The 18,333-nt window shown below is 40.8% G+C and carries 13 protein-coding genes and 1 pseudogene; 7 read left to right on the top strand and 7 right to left on the bottom strand.

Annotated features, from left to right (window positions below):
* Positions 1 to 40 precede the first annotated feature (40 nt).
* On the bottom strand, positions 41 to 745 hold the full coding sequence (gene sfsA, locus CXF95_RS18260; protein ID WP_101199995.1) for a DNA/RNA nuclease SfsA: 705 nt from the start codon (positions 743 to 745) through the stop codon (positions 41 to 43).
* Between the two features lie 73 nt (positions 746 to 818).
* Between sfsA and pepB the strand changes: the two genes are divergently transcribed.
* On the top strand, positions 819 to 2,102 hold the full coding sequence (gene pepB / locus CXF95_RS18255; protein ID WP_101199994.1) for an aminopeptidase PepB: 1,284 nt from the start codon (positions 819 to 821) through the stop codon (positions 2,100 to 2,102).
* Between the two features lie 54 nt (positions 2,103 to 2,156).
* Here pepB and CXF95_RS18250 read toward each other — a convergent pair whose 3' ends face one another.
* Entirely contained in the window at positions 2,157 to 2,339 is a 183-nt protein-coding gene (locus tag CXF95_RS18250) for a helix-turn-helix domain-containing protein (protein WP_101199993.1), read from the bottom strand.
* A 185-nt stretch (positions 2,340 to 2,524) separates the two neighbouring features.
* Between CXF95_RS18250 and CXF95_RS18245 the strand changes: the two are divergent.
* Both CXF95_RS18245 and CXF95_RS18240 read left to right on the top strand, forming a co-directional pair.
* Positions 2,525 to 2,644 (top strand): annotated as a pseudogene (locus CXF95_RS18245) (MarC family protein); the annotation flags it as partial.
* A 63-nt stretch (positions 2,645 to 2,707) separates the two neighbouring features.
* Positions 2,708 to 3,301: a YjaG family protein gene (locus CXF95_RS18240; RefSeq protein ID WP_101199992.1), complete on the top strand. Its 594-nt coding sequence runs from the start codon at positions 2,708 to 2,710 to the stop codon at positions 3,299 to 3,301.
* 82 nt (positions 3,302 to 3,383) lie between these two features.
* On the opposite strand, the gene rsmD is transcribed toward CXF95_RS18240, so the two are convergent.
* Positions 3,384 to 3,998, bottom strand: coding sequence for a 16S rRNA (guanine(966)-N(2))-methyltransferase RsmD (gene rsmD / locus CXF95_RS18235; protein ID WP_101199991.1), 615 nt, complete (start codon positions 3,996 to 3,998; stop codon positions 3,384 to 3,386).
* Between the two features lie 71 nt (positions 3,999 to 4,069).
* On the opposite strand from rsmD, the gene ftsY reads away from it, so the two are divergent.
* From ftsY to ftsX, 3 genes are all read left to right on the top strand, one after another.
* On the top strand, positions 4,070 to 5,482 hold the full coding sequence (gene ftsY / locus CXF95_RS18230) for a signal recognition particle-docking protein FtsY (RefSeq protein WP_101200115.1): 1,413 nt from the start codon (positions 4,070 to 4,072) through the stop codon (positions 5,480 to 5,482).
* A 7-nt stretch (positions 5,483 to 5,489) separates the two neighbouring features.
* Complete coding sequence (gene ftsE, locus CXF95_RS18225) at positions 5,490 to 6,185, top strand: cell division ATP-binding protein FtsE (protein WP_101199990.1); 696 nt, start codon at positions 5,490 to 5,492, stop codon at positions 6,183 to 6,185.
* A gap of 62 nt (positions 6,186 to 6,247) precedes the next feature.
* Entirely contained in the window at positions 6,248 to 7,228 is a 981-nt protein-coding gene (gene ftsX / locus CXF95_RS18220; RefSeq protein WP_101199989.1) for a permease-like cell division protein FtsX, read from the top strand.
* 127 nt (positions 7,229 to 7,355) lie between these two features.
* On the opposite strand, the gene parC is transcribed toward ftsX, so the two are convergent.
* The gene (gene parC, locus CXF95_RS18215; RefSeq protein ID WP_101199988.1) at positions 7,356 to 9,677 is read right to left on the bottom strand and encodes a DNA topoisomerase IV subunit A; all 2,322 of its coding nucleotides are present in this window, start codon (positions 9,675 to 9,677) and stop codon (positions 7,356 to 7,358) included.
* A 218-nt stretch (positions 9,678 to 9,895) separates the two neighbouring features.
* Here parC and CXF95_RS18210 point away from each other — a divergent pair, with 218 nt between their 5' ends.
* A complete protein-coding gene (locus tag CXF95_RS18210; protein ID WP_232787909.1) occupies positions 9,896 to 13,015 on the top strand; it encodes a hybrid sensor histidine kinase/response regulator in 3,120 nt (1,039 codons plus the stop codon).
* 33 nt (positions 13,016 to 13,048) lie between these two features.
* On the opposite strand, the gene CXF95_RS18205 is transcribed toward CXF95_RS18210, so the two are convergent.
* The 3 genes from CXF95_RS18205 to CXF95_RS18195 all read right to left on the bottom strand — a co-directional run bounded on the left by CXF95_RS18205 (position 13,049) and on the right by CXF95_RS18195 (position 18,294).
* Positions 13,049 to 13,735 carry a DUF2982 domain-containing protein gene (locus tag CXF95_RS18205; protein ID WP_101199987.1) on the bottom strand — a complete coding sequence of 229 codons (687 nt, stop codon included), beginning with the start codon at positions 13,733 to 13,735 and terminating at the stop codon, positions 13,049 to 13,051.
* A gap of 258 nt (positions 13,736 to 13,993) precedes the next feature.
* On the bottom strand, positions 13,994 to 17,122 hold the full coding sequence (locus CXF95_RS18200; protein ID WP_101199986.1) for an efflux RND transporter permease subunit: 3,129 nt from the start codon (positions 17,120 to 17,122) through the stop codon (positions 13,994 to 13,996).
* Positions 17,122 to 18,294, bottom strand: coding sequence for an efflux RND transporter periplasmic adaptor subunit (locus CXF95_RS18195; protein WP_101199985.1), 1,173 nt, complete (start codon positions 18,292 to 18,294; stop codon positions 17,122 to 17,124). Before CXF95_RS18195 ends, CXF95_RS18200 begins: the two co-directional genes overlap by 1 nt.
* Positions 18,295 to 18,333: the final 39 nt, after the last annotated feature.

The following is an 18,333-nucleotide window of genomic DNA, read 5'->3' as shown; positions in this document are numbered from 1 at the left end:
ACGGAATATGGAGGTCTTGTCGAAAAAATCAACGTCTATTTTATGAATAAAATGGCAAAGATTGATTTATATAGATTTTTTCTGAATTAATCTTGCAATCGTAACATAAAATTTGCACTCCACTTAGCATAGCTTGTTTGAGCTCTTTAGCGTAATCGGGGTCAATATGTTTTGCCACTTGCACTGATTGAATACCTGAATGTTGCACGCAGAAAAACAATATGGCCCGTTTCCCTTGGCTAACAATATGCCTTAACTCTCGCAAGTGTTTTTGCCCGCGTAGGGTTTTAGCATCGGGGAAATACCCTGCATTATTATCTAATAGAGTTACCGACTTAACCTCAACATAACATTCTGCTTCTTCTGGATCGGTGAGTAAAAAATCAATTCGACTATTTTCTTCGCCAAACTTTACTTCAGCCCGCAAGTTTTGATAGCCGACTAATTCAGATATCTTATTATCTTGGATCGCTTCTTTCACTAATGCATTGGCTTTGTGAGTATTTATCCCAATCCAATGAAGTTGATCAGTTAACACTACTTCCCATGTATATAACAACTTACGTTTTGGATTATTACTAGGTGATAGCCAGACTTTCCAACCTGGCTCTGCACAGCCTGTCATTGCCCCGGTGTTGGGGCAATGTGCGATGACTATGGAGCCGTCAGTTAATTGCACATCAGCTAAAAAACGCTTATAGCGTTTGATCAATGTGCCTTGAATAAGAGTAGAAGAGAACTGCATGGTAGCTACTTAAAATGATGTTCGGTTAAGGACGTCATGCTATTCTAACTACCTTTCACTAGATGGAGAAGTTATGTCACGTTTATCTGTTTCTATTACCAACCTAGCCCCTGCCGATTATTATTCAGCTGGAACAGTTTTGTCTGTTAATGGCCAAACCGCGCAAATTCACTTGGTGGATCCTGAGAACAATTTAAATCATATCAAAAGAGCCGCGCGCAGCCTTGATAGCTTAGGTGTAATGCAAGTTGAGTTGATTGGCAACTGGGAAATTGAGCAGCAGTGGGCTTTAGCTCAAAGCTTTACCACCACTCATAAACAGCACCATATCAAGTGGTGTGATGATGAGAATGCAAATGAATTATCCCACCGCTACCAAGCGATGATCTTTACCCGCAATATCACCAATGCGACGCCAGAAGATTTATCACCAGAAATACTTGCTAATACCTGCGAAGATTGGCTTTCATCGATAGATGAAAAACACATAAGCAGCAAAAGATGGGTCGGCGAAGCACTCAAAGAACAAGGCTGGATGGGAATTTACCATGTGGGCCGTGGCAGCACCCGTCCCCCAGTGTTGATTGAAATCGACTATAACCCAACTGGAGATAGCAATGCGCCAATTTCAGCTTGTCTAGTGGGTAAAGGCATTACATTTGATAGCGGTGGATATAGCATTAAAAGCAGTGAAGGCATGCTGAGTATGAAATGTGATATGGGTGGTGCAGCAACTGTCACCGGCGCCCTTGGCTTAGCTATTCTGCGAGGCTTAAATAAAAGGGTTAAGTTATTTTTATGTTGTGCTGAAAACCTTATTAGCGGTCACGCTTACAAATTAGGCGATGTGATCACCTACAAAAATGGCACAACTGTAGAGGTAGTCAATACTGATGCCGAGGGTAGATTAGTATTGGCGGATGGCTTAATGGCAGCCACTGAAACAGGCTCTGAACTGATTATAGATGCGGCTACGCTTACAGGTGCGGCAATGGTAGCTTTAGGTGAAGAATACAATGCTTTTTTCGCCTTAGACAAAGCATTGCAGCAAAGAGTTTTAGACTACTCAGCGCAAGAGTTTGAGCCTTCATGGAGTTTGCCTTTAGAAAAATGGCATCAAAACAAATGCCCATCTGCCTTTGCTGATACTGCAAATAGCAAATCACAAAAAGGTGGCGGTGGCGGTGGCGCATCCAACGCTGCAGGGTTTTTATCAAGGTTTGTTAACGAAGAAGGGAAAGGTTGGTTACATATTGACCTAGCCGCTGCATACAACGCCAATGGCACAACATATATGCCTATAGGTGCAACGGCTCAAGGAGTGAGAACTATAGCTCGAGCGTTACTAGAAGAATAAGACATCGAAGGGGCGGTTAATGATCTCACCCGCCTTTTCGATTTATAAAACAAGTTACAAGCCTCCTAAACGCTCAGCAAGTACCTTATATTTTTCTACCGCCTCTTTTGCAAAAAGAGGATTTCCATCAGCATCTTTATCAGCAGCAGGTAAAAGGCTTTCTCTTTCCAGTCTTTCCACTCTTACATCTTGAACACCAAGAAACTCAGCTACTTGCTCGACAGTCATCAGACTCATTGGTTACTCCTCTTATTTTCTAATGATATTTAATGACGTATTCGTAAAGCGCAAAGTGTGCATATTGCTATTTACAAACTGTCATCTATTAATATGGATAAAAATTACATATATCTTCGTACTTTATTATTAAATGATCAAGTTATTGAAATTAAAACTAATTTTAGGGCATAAGGGTGAGATGTTATAAACTATTAGGTGAAAGAGGATTAACTGCCATAGAGAGCCTGATGGGTATGATCCTGATAATGATTTCGATCCAAATGTTATTGGATGGGATAGGTAAATATTATTCATTTGGGTAACGTAGTTGAAGACACTTTTGCTTTGAGCTTGTATCAAGGGATGAGCGCTTCGTAAAAATATTAATGAGACTAATTTTGAACAAAAAACTAAATATATTCCAACAAGTTAGAGAACTAGAAGGTTGGTATGCGGTAGCCTTTTCAGCTACACTTTTAGAGCGAATGTTACCCAACTATGTGCTGTTTTGTGAGGCCACAGAATTTGCTGATCCTGCGCAATATCGCAATAGTCTAAACGCAATTTGGGAATGGTTAGCTGTACCCAAAGCCAAAATAAATTTTGCCGCCCAATTAGAGAAAGTAGAAGACGCAGTCCCTGATGCCAGCGACTTTGATAATTATGGTGTATATCCCGCAATCGACATGGCGATGTCACTGTCTGCGACTATTTTGCTGATCCAAGGCGAAGACCCTCAAGGGGCAGTAGTCGTGAGCAAACTATCTCAAGGTGGGGTAGAAGCGTTTATCGAAGCGAGCACTGAAGAGGAAGTCAGCGACTTAGATATTAAACAACATCCGTTAATGCAGTGGGAAATTGAAACGCAACAAGAATTATTACTCTTATTATCGAAGTGTGCAAAAAATGCAGAAAGCTGTAAGCAGTTGAAGCAATTAGCCACCGCAGAAGGGATGAGCAACATAGGGTTAGAAATATAAATCATACTCTCTAACATACTGTTATTATTGTAATTAATTTAAGGGAAGCGGCAATTTTAACCAGAGTTCAGGTTAAATAAGATCAGCTATTGCGTTGATACACTCTGGCCAAAATCTGTGTACTACGCTTTTCTTTAATCAATTGCCAATTTCCAGGTACTGAATAACTTACGCCTTGGCCTTCACATTCGATATATATAACTCCATCGATAGATAACAAACCATTTTTATCTATACGTTGGATGGTTTGAGGAAGTAGGTTTTGATTAAAAGGTGGGTCTAGGAAAATCAACTCATATGCCTGACTCAAGTGATTTAACGTTTCCAACGTATCGCCTTGTATAATTTGTGCCTGCTGGGCAGATAAGTCTAATAATTGAATATTTTCTGCCACTTGTTTTGCTGCGTTTTTATGTAACTCAATAAAAGTACAACTTTTCCCATAGCGAGACAAAGCCTCAAACCCCAATCCACCACTACCAGCAAATGCGTCTAAACACCTTGCATCTAAGGTATAGGGCATCAGCCAACTAAATAACATTTCCCTATTTTTATCTGTAGTTGGACGTAAGCCCTGAACATCGAGAACTGGCAGTTTACGTCCACGAAAACGCCCACTGATAATTCGCACTGTGCCACTAGGTTTTGAGCTAACTGTTACGCTGCTCTTTGATGAACGTTTTTCGCCTCGCTTCATTTGGTATAGAAATGCTATTATTAAGAAATGATTTAAATAGTTTACCCAATTACCTAGGATTTCTCACCGGTATGTCAAAGTTTTTCAAATGGCTCAAAAAAGATAAGCAACAAGAAGAGTCTCCTGTCGATAATAACCCCCCTCTTCAAACGACAGATGAACAAGTCAATACAGAATCGGAATTAATAAAGAATAATAGTTCTGAATTCAATGCGTCAATGACAAAAACGGATGAAAAAACGCAACCGGAACACACTAGCATTACGAGTCTTTTAGAGCCTCATGATCAAATTCCAAAGGTGATAGAGGCGGATTCAACAGCACCAGAAAACGATCATTCTTATTTAGTAAATGACTCCGATAATTTACTAAATAAAGGCCAAGAGTTTGTTGAGCCCAAATTAAAATCAGAGACCGATGTTCTTGTCACTGAGTCTGTTATTGAACATGCTCCACTAATCGAAAACACATCATTGGCAAACAATAAACCAACAATAATAGCTTCAGATAAACCCTCTACTGAACCACAAGAAACTGAAAACTCGGGTTTTTTTGGTAAATTAAAACGTGGCCTGTCCCGGACTAAAGAAAGTATCGGTAGCGGTATTGTTAGTTTATTTCGTGGTAAAGCCATTGATGATGACTTATTTGAAGAATTAGAAACACAATTGTTAGTGGCTGATGTGGGTATGGACACCACAGTCAAAATCATTAAGCAGCTAACCGAAAGCTCAGATCGCAAACAATTAAAAGACGGCGATGCTCTATATCAATTACTAAAAGAGCAAATGGCCGATATATTAAAGAAAGTGGAATCCCCCTTAACGCTCGAAACTAAGTCCGGCCCATTTGTCATTTTAATGGTCGGCGTCAATGGTGTAGGTAAAACCACCACTATTGGAAAAATGGCTAAACAATTCCAGCAACAAGGTAAGAAAGTTATGTTGGCAGCCGGTGATACCTTCAGAGCCGCGGCTGTTGAACAGCTACAAATTTGGGGCGAACGTAATAACATTCCAGTGGTTGCACAACAAACAGGTTCCGACAGTGCGTCGGTTATCTTTGATGCATTTCAGTCAGCCAAGGCAAAAAATATCGATGTATTAATTGCCGATACAGCCGGGCGCTTGCAAAACAAAGAACACTTAATGGAAGAATTGAAGAAAGTAGTACGAGTAATCAAAAAAATTGCACCCGAAGCTCCTCACGAAATAATGCTTACCCTAGATGCAGGCACCGGACAAAATGCGGTAAGCCAAACCAAGTTATTCAATCAAGCAGTTGGCTTAACCGGTATTAGTTTAACTAAATTGGACGGTACTGCAAAAGGTGGGGTTATATTTGCTATTGCTGATCAATTTGATATTCCTATTCGTTATGTCGGCATTGGCGAAGGCATTGACGATTTGAGACCATTTAATAGCCAAGATTTTGTTAATGCGTTATTTTCAGAGTCTGGCAGTCAGCAAGAACAGTCGAAATAAGCCACTTATGATCAAGTTTGAACAAGTCAGTAAAACCTATCCAGGCGGACAACAAGCCTTAAGAAAGGTCGATTTCCATATTGAACCAGGTGAGATGGCATTTTTAACCGGGCACTCAGGTGCCGGAAAAAGCACCTTGCTGAAACTCATATCCATTATGGAACGGCCCACTGTGGGTAAAGTGTTAATCAATGGTCATGACCTGAGCAACATTCAACGTAAACAAATTGCCTACATCCGCCGTGACATAGGGATGATTTTTCAAAGCCACCAGTTATTAATGGACAAAAGTGTGTTTGACAATGTGGCGTTACCTTTGATTATTGAAGGTTATTCTCACAAAGAAACCGCGAAACGAGTCCATGCTGCCTTAGAAATGGTAGGTCTAAGTGACAAAGTCAAAAATCTACCCGCCATGTTGTCAGGTGGTGAACAACAAAGAGTGGGTATTGCCCGAGCCGTAGTGAACAAACCCCCTTTATTATTAGCCGATGAACCAACAGGTAATTTAGATCCCAAATTATCCATGGAGATTATTCGTTTATTTGAGGATTTTAACCAAGCGGGTGTATCCGTATTTATTGCGACCCACGACCTTGGACTGATTGCACGTATGAAATATAGAACACTCACACTCAAACAAGGCCAGATGATAACCGATGGCCTAACAGATGAATTTCAAAGTGACGAACTTTATGTGTAAATCTATGTATTTTTTTGTTTGCTTAGCCCAGCATTGGCTCGCTCACTAATGAGGTTAAGTAAATGAGCATCTTGTTTAAAGGTCGAGTGCAAGGCGCACAAATTTCGCAAATATCTGCCTATCAACGTTTTTTGATGTTTTTTATCAGTCATTTCAGACAGGCACTAGGTAGCTTAGGTGAACTATGGCGCTCAAAAGCAGCATCACTGATGACAATTGGGGTATTAGGTTTAAGCATCACTTTACCTAGCACGCTCTACGTTATGGTAAAAAATGCCGAAAATGTCAGTTCTGGTTGGGAGCAAGCATCTCAAATCTCTTTATTTTTAAAGGAAAAAGTCAGTCAGGGAGACATTGAACAACTTCTAAAACGTATTCAGCTTTGGCCAGAAATTGATTCAATCAACTATATTTCAGCTGACCAAGCACTGGATGAATTTAAGCAATTGTCTGGCTTTGGTGATGCTATTGCTTACTTAGATAAAAATCCATTGCCTAATGTGTTACTCGTCACACCCACCAGCCGTCATGCTAGTCCTGTCGCCGCTCGCTTGCTGTTAGATAAGCTGCGAGACGAAAGAGAAGTTGATGTGGGTAAGCTAGATATTGAATGGCTTGAGCGACTACATGCTTTGCTTAATGTAGTCAAAGATTTAGTCACAGTGATTGCTCTTTTGCTATTTCTAGCAGTGGTACTCATTATTGGTAATACAATAAGACTCAACATTCTTAGTAAAAAAGACGAAATTTTAGTCATGAAATTAGTGGGTGCCACCGATGCCTTTATCCAAAGACCCTTTATGTACACTGGGTTTTGGTATGGATTTTTAGGTGGTTTGCTAGCGTGGATAGCAGTGATATTACTTTTATGGTGGATGAGCAGCAGTGTGAGTGCAGTCAGCGAATTATATCAAAAGAGCTTCAACTTAACCGGTGCTGACTTCTCTACCTTCCTGTGGATGTTAGGCCTCTCGGTTTTTCTAGGTTTGGCTGGCTCTTTGTTATCGGTTAAACGACATGTACGAGAAATTGAGCCTAAATAATCTGAAGGTTTAATCCAGAAACAAATATCTTGGACCTAATTTAATAAAATAAAAAAGTGTGATGGCTAAATAGAGTGGCAAAGGAAAGCGGATGAAACCCTTCATCCATTTAGCAGCAGCTGTGTTATTAAGTAGGTAAGTCTAAATCATTACCATCTGCAGGATCGGTTTCCTCTATGTGGGTAGGAGCTATTCCAGTTTTTTCGACTTCAACTCCATCCACCCGTTGTAGACCCCGAGGGAGTTTATTTCCTCGTCTTCCCCGATCTCCTTGATAGTGAGCAAGGTCAGCCGCGGTTAAAGTCATACCTCTTTTACCTGCTAAAATTTTAACGTTAGCTCCTTGGGGTACCACAGCTAACACGCTGACAAACTCTTCTCTGGAGGCTACTTTTGCTGACGGAAGACTCAGCAGTTTGTTACCTTTACCTTTACCTAAACTCGGTAAATCTCGTAGCGGAAACATTAACATTCTACCTTCGTTCGAAATAGCCAGACACCAATCAGTTTTCAGATCATACACAGGCTGGGGGCCAATAATTTTAGCCGCTGAAGACAGGGATAAATAAGCTTTCCCTGCTTTGTTTTTACTCACCATGTCGCTGAATTTACCGACAAAACCATAGCCGGCATCAGATGCCATTAAATACTGCTGCTCGTCATTGCCCATCACCATATGTTCAACATTTTCGCCGCTGACTATATTAAATCGGCCGGTCAAGGGTTCTCCTTGGCTTCGGGCTGAAGGTAATCCATGAGCATCACAGGAGAATGCCCTACCTGAAGAATCGAAAAATACAACTTGTTGATTACTGCGCCCTTTAGCACTGGCCTGATAGCCATCTCCGGCTTTGTAACTTAAACCTTCAACATCCACATCATGGCCTTTAGCACATCGTGCCCAGCCTTTTTCAGACAGGACCACTGTGACCGCTTCCGAAGGAATGAGCTCTTTTTCAGACAAGGCTTTAGATTCACCTCGTGCAACAATAGGTGAGCGCCTATCATCACCATATAATTCTGCTGCTTCTAATATTTCCTTTTTGATCAGCGTCTTTAAACGTTTATCAGAGCCTAACAATAACTGCAGCGCATCTCGCTCTTTGGCAAGCTCTTCTTGCTCAGCTTGGATTTTTACCTCTTCCAATTTAGCAAGGTGACGAAGTTTTAAATCGAGTATGGCTTCGGCTTGAATATCCGATAAATTAAACTGAGCCATTAATTGCTGTTTAGGCTTTTCTTCGTAGCGAATAATGCGAATGACTTCGTCAATATTCAAAAATGCAATCATTAAAGCTTCAAGAATGTGCAGTCTGGCAAGAACTTTATCTAATCTAAACTGCAACCTGCGTACCACTGTGTCTTTTCTAAAGATCAACCACTCGGTTAATATCATCCGCAAGTCTTTGACTTGTGGACGGCCATCTAAGCCAATCATATTGATATTAACTCTATAGCTTTTTTCTAAATCTGTAGTGGCAAACAAATGTTGCATCAGTTGTTCTACATCAACACGATTGGACCGCGGTGTAATCAACAAACGAGTTGGGTTTTCGTGATCTGACTCGTCACGTAAATCACTGACCATGGGTAACTTTTTGGCTTGCATTTGTGCAGCAATTTGTTCAAGAATTTTGCCACCCGATGCTTGATGAGGCAGCGCGGTGATAATAATATCGCCATGGTCCTCAGCGTATACTGCGCGCATTCTGATTGAACCACGGCCAGTTTCGTAAATCTTAGTAATGTCAGCCTTTGGTGTGATGATTTCAGCGTCTGTTGGGTAATCTGGTCCTTTTACAAATTCCAATAACTCGTGTAATTCGGCTTTGCTGTTATCTAATAAATGGGCACAAGCACTGGCGACTTCACGCACATTATGAGGAGGAATATCAGTGGCCATACCCACAGCGATACCGGTGATACCATTTAATAATATATGCGGTAAGCGGGCCGGAAGTACTTTAGGTTCGTCTAAAGTACCATCAAAATTCGGCTGCCAATCAACCGTGCCTTGACCTAACTCGGTTAACAGAACCTCACTGAATTTAGATAATCGAGATTCGGTATAACGCATCGCGGCGAAAGATTTAGGATCATCTGGCGCCCCCCAATTACCTTGTCCATCAACCAATGGATACCGATAAGAAAACGGCTGAGCCATCAACACCATGGCTTCATAACAGGCGGAGTCACCATGGGGGTGAAATTTACCAAGTACGTCGCCGACTGTTCGTGCCGATTTTTTATACTTAGCTCCGTTATTCAGACCCAGCTCAGACATAGCATAAACAATACGCCTTTGCACCGGCTTCAAACCATCACCAATATGCGGCAATGCTCTGTCCATAATGACGTACATGGAATAATTTAAGTAAGATTCTTCAGTGAATCGACGCATCGTTAATTGTTCGATGCCATCTTTATTGATAATGGTTTCTTGACTCATGTTTGACTGTTTACACCACTTATTCTTGTTTTAAATTGCAGGTTAAAAGTGAATAATGCCTTAATACTTCATTACTCTGTTTAATAGATTACCCTATAAATGGTACTGATTACATCACCTAAGTTTATCTTTGCCCATCAAAATAAAGCTAACGTTTGCCATAAGTATTAGTCGGATGCTTTAATGTGGTTCATTATCTCCCACACTGACTGAATTAGATGTTTCTTCGCGTTTGCAGATTTTCACTTTTAGCATTGATATCTCTACCTTTATGGGCAATCGCACAAGGGGAAGTTCAGTTAATTGCGACTAATGACGTTATCAGATTATCACCTCAATTAAAGGTTTTTCGAGAAACAGATAATCCACTCGGGCTATTCGACATCAAACAAAGACTTGGTGAGTTTGTTTGGCAACACGGTGACAATCCAAACTATGGCTTTTCCGATAAAGGTATTTGGCTGCATACCACTATCAGTAATGTTACCGAGAATAAACAATGGGTCATTGATGTTGGGTTTACTCAGCTGGAAAAAGTGGATATCTACGTAATGCTTGGTGATGAAGTGCTAGGTACAACTAGTCACGGTAAAATCCGTTCAAACCCTAGATATCGTTTTCCAACCTTAAAACTAGATTTGCCCTATGCACAAACCATCGATTTATATGTGCGCATAGAGAGTCAACGCACTGCATTATTAGCCCCAGTAGATATCCAAACTGAAGCGCACCACGAACGAATAAATTTTTATGACAACCTTATATGGGGTCTGTTTTACGGTGGGCTTATCATGTTGGCCCTATACAACCTGATTTTGTATGTGGGAATAAGAGATAATTGTTTGCTGGCATACGTGGGTTATATTTGTTCCATTCTTATCTGGCAGTTTGTTTGGGGTGGCCATTTACACTTGTTGATGCCCAGCGCTATAACTACTTGGGCCAGTTCTCATACAGATTTAATCTACATAATCATTGGGATCTTTTCTGGCTTATTTACTATTTCTTTTTTAGAAATGTCTAAATCAGCACCTAATTCGTTGGTTTATATTAAAATTTGTATAGGCCTATTAACGACTTTGGGGCTATTGTCGATATTGTACATATTACCCCCAGTTTGGGTGGGTAGTTTAGTTTACCTAACAAGCATAATAACCATTGCAAGCTGCACCTACGCTGGTTTTGAAAGTTATGGTAATCAGTTTTATGCCGCTCGTTATTTTATTTTTGCATGGAGTATATTAGCCAGTTTTGCACTTATCGCCATATTGAGTTTGATGACTCTTTTACCTTCAAATTTCTTTACTGCTTATTGTTTTCAATTTGGCGTTTTCATTGAAGCAGGTTTATTTTCCCTAGCCATTATGGACAAAAGCCGTTACCAGTTAGAGCATGAAGTGGAACAAACTACAGATGACTTAAGAAATAATATTGAACTAGTTGAAGAGCAAAATGTGCGTTTAGATATTGCTCGCAAAGACGCTATTGCAGCGAGCAACGTTAAGTCAAAATTTTTAGCCAACATGAGTCATGAAATACGCACTCCCCTGAATGCCATATTAGGCTTCAGTAGAGAGTTACACTCAGATTCATTACCCCCAGAAAAACAAGAACAGGTCAGTATTATCAACGCTGCGGCAGATAACTTGTTAAGCATTGTTAATGATGTGTTGGATTTTTCTAAAATCGAAGCCGGTAAGTTAAAAATCAACAACCACCCTTTTTCACCAAACGAAATGTTAGAAGATATGGTTAGTGTCATGGCCAAGTCTGCTCACCTTAAAAATTTGGAATTTATATACAACTTAGAACCTTTGCCTGAAAAACTGATTGGTGATAGTTACCGAATTAAGCAGGTTTTGAACAACCTTTTAGGGAACGCGCTCAAATTCACTGACCATGGTTTTGTGAGTCTTTCGGTCTATGGAAAAGAGCGAGAGCATGGCATTTACGAACTTGTACTTAAAATTGAAGATTCTGGTATAGGCATCAGCCGCGAAGACCAAAGAAAACTTTTTGCAGCTTTCTCACAAGTTGAGGACGCCTTGAGCCGATCATACCAAGGCACGGGTTTAGGCTTGGTAATCTGTCAAGAACTAGTCAAGCTAATGCGCGGCGAACTCACGCTACAAAGTACGCCTCACTCTGGCAGTATTTTTACCGTGACAATCAGATCCAACCTGCTTAATACTAATCTTTCACTCAGTCCAGACAGTGAATGGCTTGATAAAAAAATCATTTATTTTGACCCTTTTCCACAGTCTCGCTATTGTGGTGTAAAGATACTCACATACTTAGGTGCAAGTGTAACTGGCGTCGAATCATTAGCTTACCTAAGAGAATTAAAGCAGCATTATGATTTAGTGTTTATTTGTGTACCTAACAACAAAGAAAATATTCTTCCCAACATTTTAGAGGCTACGCGACACCTAGATGCAGATAATGCCGTATTGTTGTATTCTGGCATCGAGTCATTATCAAACCGTAGCGATCTGTCGCAATATTTTTCACACCAAATGCGCCTGCCATTGACCTTAGGCAAACTGAACAGTTTGTTGCGTGCCCCTGAAGAAAGTCCCACTGACAAATTACAACAACGTTTAGCCACATTACCCAGTGCCAAAGTGTTAGCTGTTGATGATCTGGAAATCAATTTACGGCTACTCACTACTTGGCTAAAAAACACTAATTTACAACTTACCTTGGCTTTTAGTGGCGCAGATGCAGTTTCACAATGCAAAGATAATGAATTTGATTTGATCCTCATGGACGTGCAGATGCCACACATGGACGGCTTAGAAGCCACCAAACAGATCCGCCAAACAGACTTAAATTTAGGCACACCGATTATTGCTGTCACCGCTCATGCATTTAAAGAAGAGCAAGATAAATTACTTGCTTCTGGAATGGATGATTACTTACCTAAACCTATCAACTTATCGGACTTAATAGACTTGATTAAACGCTGGTGTTTGATCGCGGACCCGATTAGCGAAGAACAACTAAGCTTTGACTGGTCACTCGCATTAAAGCGCGCTCATCAAAATGAGGATGCAGCTAAGGACATTTTGCAACAATTTGTGCAACAGTTGCCACAGTGGGTGGAGTCAATAGAACAAGCCAACCAAGTCGAAGATTATGTTGAGATGCAGGCAAAGGTACATCAATTACACGGCGCATGTTGTTATACAGGTGTGCCAGCTATGCTAACACTGTGCAGTGATATGGAAAGCGCATTAAAACTTAAGCAAATTGAGCTTGCGAAATTGAGAGTCAGTAGATTAAAGAGTGAATCTCTCAATCTATTATTGGCAGTTGAACAAGCGAAAATAATTTAATATCAGTGTTGAGAGTGAATGATGCTCAGCATATTAACTTGAAACCGTTAATACTCGTTGCTGACATTGCCGCAACAAATCGACAAATTCCTGCTCGGTACGATCCAATTCAGAGCCAGCAACAAAAAGATCATAACCTAAACGTGCTCTTAACTTTGTCATACGGTTAGCAAACATAGCTCGAATACCTTTGTACTCTATTCCATTGCTATCCTTAAAATAATCGTGCTCTAACATATCGTCACTATGACAATTTCCAGTGGCGCAGTCTTTAGACGCGGACAATTCATGAAAAAGTAATGGACGTTGTTCCATTAAAATATTAGTCATTAACCGTGGGGATACTTTTTCCAAAAAGACTGAATAGTCTTTTATCTTAATCGCCACCATCTCCAGCGATTTGTAGTCTGCCCCATGAGAGACTCTAGGTACATCCACTCTCTGAATATTACTCCAATCAAGCTGCCATTGACCATGTCGATGTTTGTAAAGAATAGACTCCCTAGAAAGCAAAAAGCTGAACTGTGGCTCTCTATATTTAACCCAAGCAATGAGTAATGCCACGAGTGACGCACTGGTCAAAAATATTCCAATCAAGTACAGCGATTTAGGGAGCACTGAGAAGGCAATACTAGCTAAACACAAGCCAACAATGCCAATCAATACACTGACAATCACATTGCGTTTGGCATGACTCCTGATTTCAATTATGTCTTGCATCGAATCTGTTTATCCCCAAAGCCAAAGATAAATAATACAAGTGAACATTGCCCAAATCACCAAGGCGCGAATCCGTTTGCACTTTATACAATCAGTATGCCACCAGCTAATCTGAGATTTCCACACGGATTTCATTTTATCACTCAACACTACTTTCTAGGTTTTAATCCTACCTTGCAAATGAGATATCAAGCAACAGAAGTCTCTTCATTTATCTCCTGACATATTCCCCTAAGACTAATCACATTGATGTATTCGCTAGGTACTTTGTGCTGGTCTATTTAATCTAGATACAACTAAAGGCGTGAAAACTAAGGATAAAATAATCGAAAAGCCTACACCTCCGGCCAAGACTACGGCTAGTGGTGGCCAGAAAGTGCCCTCACTAAACAATAACAAAGGGATGAAACCACCAACAGTCGTGAAGGTAGTAGACAAAATATGTCGACTACACCCCATAGTTTCTTCAACAATTTGACTTATATTTCCAGCTTTTGCTTGTGGATTGGCATTAATCGCAGCAATAACCACAATTGATCCATTAATAGCGACACCGATAAGCCCAGCACAACCTAACAACGGGTTAAAACCAATAGGTAACCCCGAAAGCCAAAGACTAAACATGCCTAAGCCTACGGATAAAACCGCTACAGACCCTATCACTAAGGCTAATCTCAGACTACGAAATGATAATATCAGGGTGGTAATCATTAAAACTAACAAAACAGGAGCGTATGTTGCTAATTGGCCTAACGCCTCCTGTTGTTCGTCAGCATCGCCAGCCATTTTGAAACGATACCCTTTGGGCATAATAAAATTCATATTTTCTAGGCTTTTTAATACTTGCTCACCCACATCGATTGCTGTGGCACCGGGTAGTAAGAATGCCTCGACATTATTGACTCGTTCACCGTTTTGTCGGGTAATACCAGCCACGGTTGGTTTTAATCGAAAATCACCTAAGGCAGATACTGGCATCCACACACCTTGGCGAATGAGTTTTTCACTCAACAAAGGTAAGCTCTGGATCTTCGCGAGTTCGCCCCTAAAATCGTCTCCAACACGAATTCTTATAGGAATTTCTTCGGTTCCTTCTAATATTGAGCCACCTACTTTTCCGTCCAATGCATATTGTAATTGTTCGGCAATTTCAACTAACGACATACCTGCCATCTTACTGGCATCTTGTGTTGCTTCAAGGACCCACTCAGGCTCACCAAAAGTAACGGAAGCAATGGAATGGGATATCCCCGGCACTTGTGACATTGCCAACCTAACTTGTTCACCTAGAAGGTTTAAGGTATTGATATCTGGCCCAAATATTTTTAATCCTACCGGAGCCGATATGGGCGGTCCTTGGCCAAATGCACGTACTACAATTTTACTTTGTGGAAAGGCCTGATCTAATTCAGTTTGCAGTTGTCCTATCAGTACTTTGGCGTCAGATACACTTTTTGCTTTAACCACGCCATTTGCGTAGTGGGACGAATTATCTTTATTCATGACTTGGTTATAATAAACAGATGGAAATGACCCACCCACTAACCAACTAAGTTGTGCCACTTGTGGCTTTTTACGGATCAGTTCATCCACACTATTAACTACAATTTGAGTCTCATTAATTGCTGTACCCTCTGGCATCCACAAGTAAATTTCAAATTGATCTCTGTCAGCGCTAGGGAAAAACACATTGCCTAATTGCCCAGCCAAAATAAATCCAGAAACCGAAATGGCAATACAAGCCAATACACCTATCAAAGGTCTTTTCAGTGCTTTTTCAAGTGCATTCCTGTAGCCAAGACTAATAGATGGAGCTTGAATACCAATGGAATACCAAGCCGATGACACATCTAACTTTCTGGGTAAAAATCGAGCGGCGAGTGCCGCTATAATCGTCAGTGAAATAAACAGTGAGCCAATCAGTGCCATCACTACGCTAATAGCAATAGATCCAATAAAGTCACCAATATTACCCGGCAACAAAAAAATCGGCATAAAGCCTAAAATGGTGGTCAAAGTGGATGCTAATAGAGGTACAAATAAATGTTGAATACTTTGTGTTAACGCATCGATACGGCTGATATCAGGGTTAACTAATTTGCTTCTAATTTCATCGGTAATCACAATCGCGTTATCAATTAATAAACCAATAGCGATGATAATGCCAAATATCGACATTTGATGAATTTGCTCATCAAAAAAGCTAAGTGAAAAAATCGCGAAAGCGGCACACAATGGTAGAGATAAACCTACTATCCATGACGCCTTTATGCCCATAAAGATAAACACAACTGCCATAACCACTAAACTACCAAGCAGCAAGTTGATGGTTAATTCAGATAAGCGAGTTTCAGTATAGGAATTTTGTTCAAACACGATATTCGCCTGAACACTGCCACCATATTGGTTATTAAATTTATCAACAATCTCTTTAGCATTTTTTGTCCAGGTATCCACTCGTAAAGTGGTTTGCATCCTTGAAGCAACAAATATCACCTGTTGTCCATTGACCAAACCGATGTCATTAACCGGTAAACGCGCCCCCTTTTCTACTGTTGCTATGTCACCTATGCGCAAATACCCACCTTGTTCGGACGCACGTAATGGTAAGTCTCTAATGGTGGATACACTGTCTAACTCTTGTGCAACCTGCATGCGCATGTTTTGTTCAGTTGAGTACATCATTCCAGCCGGAACTTTAGGATCGGCTCCAGCAATCAGAGCACTGGCCTGGGCAATAGTTAACCCTGAACTGGTTAATTGTTGTGGGTTAATGGTGACTTGGATTTCCTCGTCTAGCTCTCCGTATATTCTGACCAACTCAGTACCCGGCACATTCCGCAGTTGGTCGGATAAATGGTCTGCCATGCGACTGATAATAGACAGAGGTGTTGTATAGCCCGGTGCAGCTTGTAAACCGACTAATAAGGTGAAAGCAGTGGCTCCCCTGCGCTCATCAAGAAAGGGATCACCTGCTCCTTGAGGAAACTTGAGTTTAGCGTTACCTAATCCATCACGGATTTTCGAAAAAATTTGTTCGTTGCTGCTATTGTCTACCCATGCCTGCAATTCAATAGAAACAACAGAGGTACCAGAGCGTGAAGTAGAGTTTATTTCATTTATTTCATGTAGCTGTCTAAGTTCATCTTCAATCACATCTGTAACTAATGCTTCAACGCGCTCAGCTGAAGCGCCTAGATATGGCGTAATGACTAATACATTGCGGGTATCTATTCTGGGATCTTCTAAGCGCGGAATGTTATTAATCGCAGACAATCCTGCCACCACTAACACCATAATACTTAACACTAACAGATGCCCATTGCGAAAGAACAGGCTATACCAAGGGTATTGCTGCTGATTGTTATGCGGTATTTGCGGTGACATTACAATGAACCTAACATGGGGCTAGTCATTGTATGAGTGTTGTCATTGATTAACACTTTTTGCCCGGGTACTAGGCGTTGAACACCTTCAATCACCACTGGCACCCCATCTTGCAGAGCACCCCGCACAAAACTTTTTTTGTCATCTGCATACACCATTTCAACCAGTTTAGTCACTAATTGGTGCTCGCCATCAATGACTTCAACGGTAAACAGACTCCACAACCCTCTAACACCACTAACTAAGGCTTTGCGTGGCACCCAAAAACCTTGAGCATTGATGTCACTACTGATATCAATATGTAACAAGTCACCTGGTAAAATTGACACGTTTTGCTCGGTCAAACTAACGATGACATCAACTGTGCGAGTATCTAATCTGCGCTGCTGAGCAATAGATTTAATTTTACCTAATACTCGATTGGTTTGAGTGGACAGAGTCATCACTTGATCTAGGGTAAACTTGTTCACATGATCGGCTGAAAGGGCAAACCTTACCTCCAAGTGACCGTTTTGCTGAAAATTAAACAACGTTTGCCCAGCAGCAACTACAGTACCCTTATCAACTAAGCGGCTAACAACACTGCCGTCAAAAGGTGCCAACAACTTGGTTTTCCCTATTTCAACTAATAACGTTTGTTTACGGGCAACAATTTCATCGACAAAAGCGTTGGCGGCATTAACTGACTCTCTTGATTCGTCTAATCGCTGAGCTGACTCAAGTTTTTTATCTACCAGTTCAACCACTCGCTTAAGTGAAAGCTCCGCCAAATTAGCTTCAGATTCAGCGCGATTTAAAATGGCAGATAACTCACTCATTTGCGCCCTAAGTCTTTGGTCGTCTATTTTAGCGAGTATTTCTCCTGCGACCACCACTTGCCCTTCATCCACCAATATATCCACCACAGAGCCAGATAAATCAAAACCTATAGCTGCCGTTTGCGGGGCTTCTGCACGCCCAACAACTAAACGTTTTTGCACATATTGCTCATGCCATTCAATAGGCATAACATTCACTAATAGTTTTTTAGCCTCAGTGGGAGCTTGCTGAGTCTGCCCATTGCCAGATGCTTTCATTAATACCACCAAAGCGATCAGTGCAATAAAGGGGATCAGCCAAATCAAATATTTTTTGTAGCTTAGCTGTTGTGGCAACTGATTAGCATTTGTCATAAAGTTCTCGGTGAATTTGATAAAAATCAAAATAAATTA

The sequence above is a fragment of the Paraglaciecola sp. MB-3u-78 genome (assembly GCF_002835935.1).
GTDB lineage: Bacteria > Pseudomonadota > Gammaproteobacteria > Enterobacterales > Alteromonadaceae > Paraglaciecola.
This window is presented reverse-complemented; position numbering and strand designations above follow the sequence as displayed.

Coding starts and splice junctions, on each gene's coding strand:
- sfsA (WP_101199995.1), bottom strand. CDS start 745: ATGCAGTTCTCTTCTACTCTTATTCAAGGCACATTGATCAAACGCTAT.
- pepB (WP_101199994.1), top strand. CDS start 819: ATGTCACGTTTATCTGTTTCTATTACCAACCTAGCCCCTGCCGATTAT.
- CXF95_RS18250 (WP_101199993.1), bottom strand. CDS start 2,339: ATGAGTCTGATGACTGTCGAGCAAGTAGCTGAGTTTCTTGGTGTTCAA.
- CXF95_RS18240 (WP_101199992.1), top strand. CDS start 2,708: ATGAGACTAATTTTGAACAAAAAACTAAATATATTCCAACAAGTTAGA.
- rsmD (WP_101199991.1), bottom strand. CDS start 3,998: ATGAAGCGAGGCGAAAAACGTTCATCAAAGAGCAGCGTAACAGTTAGC.
- ftsY (WP_101200115.1), top strand. CDS start 4,070: ATGTCAAAGTTTTTCAAATGGCTCAAAAAAGATAAGCAACAAGAAGAG.
- ftsE (WP_101199990.1), top strand. CDS start 5,490: ATGATCAAGTTTGAACAAGTCAGTAAAACCTATCCAGGCGGACAACAA.
- ftsX (WP_101199989.1), top strand. CDS start 6,248: ATGAGCATCTTGTTTAAAGGTCGAGTGCAAGGCGCACAAATTTCGCAA.
- parC (WP_101199988.1), bottom strand. CDS start 9,677: ATGAGTCAAGAAACCATTATCAATAAAGATGGCATCGAACAATTAACG.
- CXF95_RS18210 (WP_232787909.1), top strand. CDS start 9,896: ATGTTTCTTCGCGTTTGCAGATTTTCACTTTTAGCATTGATATCTCTA.
- CXF95_RS18205 (WP_101199987.1), bottom strand. CDS start 13,735: ATGCAAGACATAATTGAAATCAGGAGTCATGCCAAACGCAATGTGATT.
- CXF95_RS18200 (WP_101199986.1), bottom strand. CDS start 17,122: ATGTCACCGCAAATACCGCATAACAATCAGCAGCAATACCCTTGGTAT.
- CXF95_RS18195 (WP_101199985.1), bottom strand. CDS start 18,294: ATGACAAATGCTAATCAGTTGCCACAACAGCTAAGCTACAAAAAATAT.